The organism is Kitasatospora sp. NPDC007106, assembly GCF_040634455.1.
Classification (GTDB): Bacteria; Actinomycetota; Actinomycetes; order Streptomycetales; family Streptomycetaceae; genus Kitasatospora; species Kitasatospora arboriphila.
In genome coordinates, this window is sequence record NZ_JBEYFP010001462.1 from 1 (window position 1) to 1,032 (window position 1,032).

General features: G+C 78.5%; 1 protein-coding gene and 1 pseudogene. Both read right to left on the reverse strand.

What is annotated here, in order from left to right:
- Positions 1–213 (reverse strand): annotated as a pseudogene (locus ABZ641_RS39295) (hypothetical protein); the annotation flags it as partial.
- Positions 210–1,032, reverse strand: an 823-nt coding sequence (locus ABZ641_RS39300) for an ATP-binding cassette domain-containing protein (RefSeq protein WP_359989540.1), incomplete at its 5' end; no start/stop codon positions are given. The pseudogene ABZ641_RS39295 and the gene ABZ641_RS39300, both read right to left, overlap by 4 nt.

Below are 1,032 nucleotides of genomic sequence, written 5' to 3' on the forward strand. Positions count from 1 at the left end.
GGCCCGGGCGGCCGCGGGCTCGGCGGTCACCGCGCAGCGCACCAGCCAGGTGGTGACCGGCAGCAGCAGACCGGCGCTCCAGGCGTGGCCGCCGAGCGGGTCGTCCCCACCGGACAGCCCGAGCACCATCAACACCCCGTAGCAGAGCGCGGGCGGCATCAGGCGGTGGGAGCGCAGCAGCAGCTCCAGTTGATAGCGGATCAGGGCGGTCACCGGGCCTCCTCCGGAACGGCCTGCACGTCCTCGGCGTCCTGTCCGGCATCGCCCCGCGCGTCGTGGGCGTGCCCGTCGGCCGTCGGCCCGGGGACGGCCACCAGACTGCGCACGTGCACGCCGCGGTCGCCCGCGAGCAGGGCGCGCAGCAGGGCGTCCGAGTGCGCCCCGGCCACCTCCAGCCGGACGGCCCCGCCGGGCAGACCGGTGCGGCGGGGTGCGCCGGGCAGCCGCTCGGGCAGCGGGCCCGGCCCGGCGGTCTCCACCTCGACCAGCACGGTCGCACCACCGGCCGGCCCGGTGCCGACGGGCCGCAGGGCGCCGTCGTCGAGCTCGTACGCGGCGGTGGTGAGCCCGGCGAGCCGGGCCGGGTCGTGGTCCACGAAGAGCACCCGTCCGCCGCGGGCGGCCCGGTCGGCGGCCGCCTCGTCGAGCCGGGCGCGGGCGGCGGGGTCGAGTCCCGTCCAGGCCTCGTCGAGCACCAGCAGGTCGGCGTCGGCGAGCAGGGCCTGGGCGACGGCGACCTTCTGGCAGGTGCCCTTGGAGAGTTCGGCGAGCGGGGTGCCGGCCCGGTCCGCGATGCCGAAGGCGTCCAGCCAGTGCTCGGCCCTGCGGTCGGCCTCCGCGGCGTCCATCCCGCGGACGCGGCCGAGGTGCCGCAGGTAGCCGCGGGCGTCGAAGGGCAGTGCGGGCGGGAAGCGTTCGGGCACGTAGGCCCGTCGGGCGGGCAGCTCGGCAGTGCCCTCCGTGGGGCGCTCCACCCCGGCCGCGATCCGCAGCAGGGTGGACTTGCCGCTGCCGTTCGGGCCGCCGATCCGC